Below are 4,437 nucleotides of genomic sequence, written 5' to 3' on the forward strand. Positions count from 1 at the left end.
ACGCGCGCCCGGCCCTCGAACATCAGGTTCTTCAGGCCAGCCACCTTGATGACGGCGCCATCGGGGCAGAGATTGCCTTTCAACACCGCCACTCCACCATCCGGCATGATCGGTGAAGCGGCCGATCGGATGATCTCGCCGTCGGGCGCGCTGGCGCTCCCATACTCCTCGGCGATGGTCCTGCCCGTGACCGTCAGGCACGTGCCGTCGATATGACCACTCTCGATCAGGGTGCAGATCACGACCGCGGTTCCGCCGATGTCGTAAACATCCTTGGCCGTGTATTTTCCGCCCGGACGCAGATTGCCGATCAGTGGCGTGCGCGCAAAGACCTCGCCGACATCGTCGATGGCGAAGGCAATGCCGGCCTCATTGGCGATCGCCGGCAGGTGCAGGGCGGCGTTGGTCGAGCCGCCGGTGGCAGCCACGATGGCGGCGCCGTTTTCGAGCGCCTTGCGCGTCAGGATCTCGCGGGGCAAGGGACCGCCCTGCTCGAGCATCCGCATGACAAGACGTCCAGCCTGACGCGCAACCTGCGCACGCTCGGCATAGACGCCCGGGATCATCGAGACGTTCGGCATTGTCAGGCCCATGGCCTCGGAGACCATCGCCATGGTGTTGGCGGTGAACTGGCCCGCGCAGGCCCCGATGGTCGGCAGGCAGGTCCGCTCGATTCCCTGAAGCGTCGCTTCGTCGATGTCCCCGGTCATGAAACCACCGACCGCCTCGTAGGAATCAAGCACGGTGAGTGTCTGCCCTCCGAACTTTCCCGGGAGGGCGCTGCCCCCATAGATGAAGATGGATGGCACGTTGCAGCGAACCATGCCCATCATCACGCCGGGCAGTGTCTTGTCACAACCGCCAAAGCCGATAAGTGCATCATAGGCGAGGCCGTGAACCACGGCCTCGATCGAGTCCGCAATCAATTCGCGCGAAAACAGGGAGAATTTCATTCCCTCGTGATTCATGCTGATGCCGTCGGATACCGAAATCGTGGTAAATTCCCGTGGCGTTCCGCCAGCCTCCGCAATCCCTTCCTTGGCTGCGTCGACCTGGAAGTCGTGGGTCATATTGCAGGGCGTCTGTTCGCCCTTCATGCTGACGACCCCGATCATCGGCTTGGCGAGCGCCGCGTCATCCAGGCCCATTGCGCGCATGAAGGCACGGTGCGGCGCTCGGTCCAGGCCGTCCGTGGTGACGCGGGATCGCCATTTCTTCTCGGGCATCAAGTCTCCCTCGATCGCTCCGGCAGCTTGCGAAACGATCCCCCGATCCTGCCTCGGCCTCGCCGGCTACTCGATGGGCGCGACGATCGTCGGGTGCTTGAACTGCGCGACATCCAGCTTCGGCAGCATGCCCGTCTCGGCATAGATGTCGAACATTTTCTGGATGGCCGGAAAGTTCGGGGCAGCTCCAGGATCGCGCCCGAAGTCATTGTCCTTCAGCAGATAGGTGTCGAGCACCTGAACCGGCGCCTTCAGCTGTTCGGAAACCACTTTTAATGTTTCCTCGCGATTGGCCAGCGCCTTTTTCATGCCCAAGGTAATGTCGCGAACGTAAGCCTTTACGAGATCCGGATTTTTGTCGACGAAATCGGCGCGGCACGCCTCAAGGATGTGCACAATGTTCGGCATGGCCTGAGACAGCGAAAACAGCTTGCGCGTCCCGCCCTTGGCTTCCGCGCGCGCCGCAAACGGCTGGTTCATGTTGACCGCGTCGACCCGTCCCTGTCGCAACGCATCCTCGGACACTGCAAAGCCGACTTCGACGAGCTTGATGTCCTTGGCGGGATCGAGGCCGTTCTGCTTCAAGAGCATGTTGAACGGCCCTTGCGTACCACCACCGATGACAGAAATGCCGATGGTCTTGCCCTTGAGGTCTGCGATGGTCTTGATCGGCGAGTCATCCATGACAGCCCAATAGACGGAAAACCCGCCAGGCTTCTCGAACACATGCTGCGCCACGATGTAGGCCTTCAGGTTGCCGCCGACCACACCATTGGCGAGCGAGAGCGGTGCTTGGGTCGCACAGTCGAGCGCGCCTGCAGCCAGCGCCTGGGTCATCGGAGCCGTGCCCTGAAACTGGGTCCATTCGATGTTATAGGTCTTGCCGAGATCGGGAAATTCCGCGGGGCGGCGCATCATCCAGTATTTCGACTCTTCGGCCGGAATGGTCCAGCCGACCCGGATGGTCGGTTGTGCATGAGACGGGTGCACGCTCCCGAAAAGGGACACCGCCATTGCAGCCGCCAGAACCCATTTGGAAACCGTCCGCATCCTGCCCACTCCGCCTCTTCCCCGCGCCAACCGACGCTGCCGCCTGTTTGACCTGACGCATAAACCTTTCATGGTTCAAATAATTAGGCAAGCCATTGGGCGGCTAGGTAGTATTTAGTCGAAATGGACGATCGCGATGACGGACGGGACGCAACAAGCGGGAGCGCAATATGACCGAGCCAACTGGACCACAGGAACAGGGAGCCGAAAGGCTTGGCTATCTCGGATTGGGATTGATGGGTGTCCCGATGGCGCGGCGCCTGCTCCAGGCCGGATTCCAACTCAGCATCTGGAATCGGTCGGCCGGCAAGACGGCCGCGCTGGCGGAGCTCGGAGCACGATCGGCGACCAGCGCAAGCGACGTTGCGGCAAGCGCCAGCATCATCTTCATGTGCGTCACCGACGCTGCCGCAGTCGAGGACATCGTGTTCGGGCAGGCCGGACTCGCAAAGACTCCCGGCCCTGGGAAGCTCGTGGTAGATTTCTCATCAATCAACCCTGACGCCACGCGGACGATTGCAGCACGTCTGAAGAGCATCAACGGGATGGGCTGGATCGACGCGCCGGTGTCCGGCGGTACCAAAGGCGCGGAGGAAGGCACGCTGGCCGTGATGGCCGGCGGTGACGCCGCCGATATCGAGCGGGTCAGGCCCTACGTCCTCGCAATGGCGCGCCGCCTGACCCATATGGGGCCAACCGGCGCGGGCCAGATCACAAAACTCTGCAACCAGGTGATCGCCGGCTGCGCGATGATAGTGCTTGCCGAGGCAACACGGCTGGCGGCAAATGCCGGCATCGATGCCGGACGCCTTCCTGAGGCGCTCGCCGGGGGATTTGCGGATTCCATTCCCCTGCAACTCTTCGTGCCGCGGATGGTGCAGGGCATCCACTCGCCGCCGCTCGGGCATATAGCAACGATTTTGAAGGATCTTGATACTGTGGTCGAAGTCGCCCGAAAGACTTCGACCGCGGTTGCCCATGACATCGCTTGCCGCGCAATTGTTCAGACTGGCGGGATCAGCGCGTGGCGCCGACGCCGACGCGCTCGAGGTCTACAAGCTGTCCGAAGCGCAGCACCGTTGAGCGGCCACCGATTTCGTGGCCGGCATTGATCGACGGAGGGCGGCGCAACACCCCCCAAAACGAAAAAAAGCCCGCCCACAATTGTGGGCGGGCTTGCGAGAGCAAATTGCGGCATGTCGAGACTGGCCAAGCCACGACCGGCAGACAAACGAGCAGTTATCCTCGTCAAATCCGGCCAAGCGCCGCAAGGATAAGCTGCGGCGTCAACGGAATCTCGGTGATCACCGCACCAAATGACCTCAGCGCATCATTGACCGCGTTGGCGACGGCGGCCGCTGCACCGGCGGTCCCGGCCTCGCCCGCCCCCTTGGCTCCCAACTCGGTCTCCTCCGTCGGGGACACGACATGACCAACCTCGATATCGGGCATTTCGCCGGACATCGGCACGAGATAGTCGGCCATATTCGCATTGGTCAGCTGTCCGCGATCGTCATAGATGCACTTTTCGAACAAAGCCGCACCCAATCCCTGCACCACGCCGCCCCTGATCTGCTCATCAACCAGTTGGGGATTGATGATGGTGCCGCAGTCCTCGACCGCCCAGTGCTTGAGGAGCTTGATGAAGCCGGTCTCGATGTCGACCTCCAGCCATGACGCCTGCACGCCATTGGTGAAGGCGAACGGGTATTCCCGCGGCACGAAATGTCGGGTCGCCATCAGCTCGGGTTGGATCCCCGGCGGCAGCGTATCGGGACGGAAATAGACGATCCGCGCCAGTTCCGGCAGCTCCATGCGACGTGCGCCATCACTGAGATTGACGACGTCATTATCGACGATATCGAGCGCCGCGGGCGACGACTGAAGGATCGCGCCAGCAACATCCAGGACGTTCTTGCGCAACTGTTTCGCTGCCTGCAGCGCAGCCTCGCCGCCGATGCCGGCGCCGCGCGACGCCCACGTCCCGCCGCCATAGGGCGTGTTGTCGGTATCGCCGAGAATGACGCGGACGCGATCCATCGAGACGCCGAGAACGCTTGCGACGATCTGTGCCGTGACCGCTTCCGAGCCCTGGCCCTGTTCAGTGATGCTGGTCTGACAAATCACCGCGCCCTGCGCATCAAGGCGCACCGCGACGCCA

At 62.4% G+C, this 4,437-nt stretch carries 4 protein-coding genes; 1 reads left to right on the forward strand and 3 read right to left on the reverse strand.

The genetic code is table 11. The features are described from left to right. Together JOZ76_RS07950 and JOZ76_RS07955 are read right to left on the reverse strand one after the other, a co-directional pair. A partial coding sequence (locus JOZ76_RS07950; RefSeq protein WP_291698079.1) for a dihydroxy-acid dehydratase domain-containing protein occupies positions 1-1,226 on the reverse strand: 1,226 nt, incomplete at its 3' end. 66 nt (positions 1,227-1,292) lie between these two features. Next, positions 1,293-2,276, reverse strand: a complete 984-nt coding sequence (locus tag JOZ76_RS07955) for an ABC transporter substrate-binding protein (RefSeq protein WP_291698080.1) — start codon at positions 2,274-2,276, stop codon at positions 1,293-1,295. Between the two features lie 170 nt (positions 2,277-2,446). Between JOZ76_RS07955 and JOZ76_RS07960 the strand changes: the two genes are divergently transcribed. Continuing rightward, positions 2,447-3,388: an NAD(P)-dependent oxidoreductase gene (locus tag JOZ76_RS07960; protein ID WP_291698081.1), complete on the forward strand. Its 942-nt coding sequence runs from the start codon at positions 2,447-2,449 to the stop codon at positions 3,386-3,388. A gap of 136 nt (positions 3,389-3,524) precedes the next feature. Here the strand turns inward: JOZ76_RS07960 and JOZ76_RS07965 are convergent. Beyond that, positions 3,525-4,437 (reverse strand): xanthine dehydrogenase family protein molybdopterin-binding subunit (locus JOZ76_RS07965; protein WP_291698082.1); only part of this gene is annotated, 913 nt, incomplete at its 5' end.

Origin of the sequence: Bradyrhizobium sp., from assembly GCF_019244115.1 — a bacterium.
Taxonomy (GTDB): Bacteria; Pseudomonadota; Alphaproteobacteria; order Rhizobiales; family Xanthobacteraceae; genus Bradyrhizobium.

Coding starts and splice junctions, on each gene's coding strand:
- JOZ76_RS07955 (WP_291698080.1), bottom strand. CDS start 2,276: ATGCGGACGGTTTCCAAATGGGTTCTGGCGGCTGCAATGGCGGTGTCC.
- JOZ76_RS07960 (WP_291698081.1), top strand. CDS start 2,447: ATGACCGAGCCAACTGGACCACAGGAACAGGGAGCCGAAAGGCTTGGC.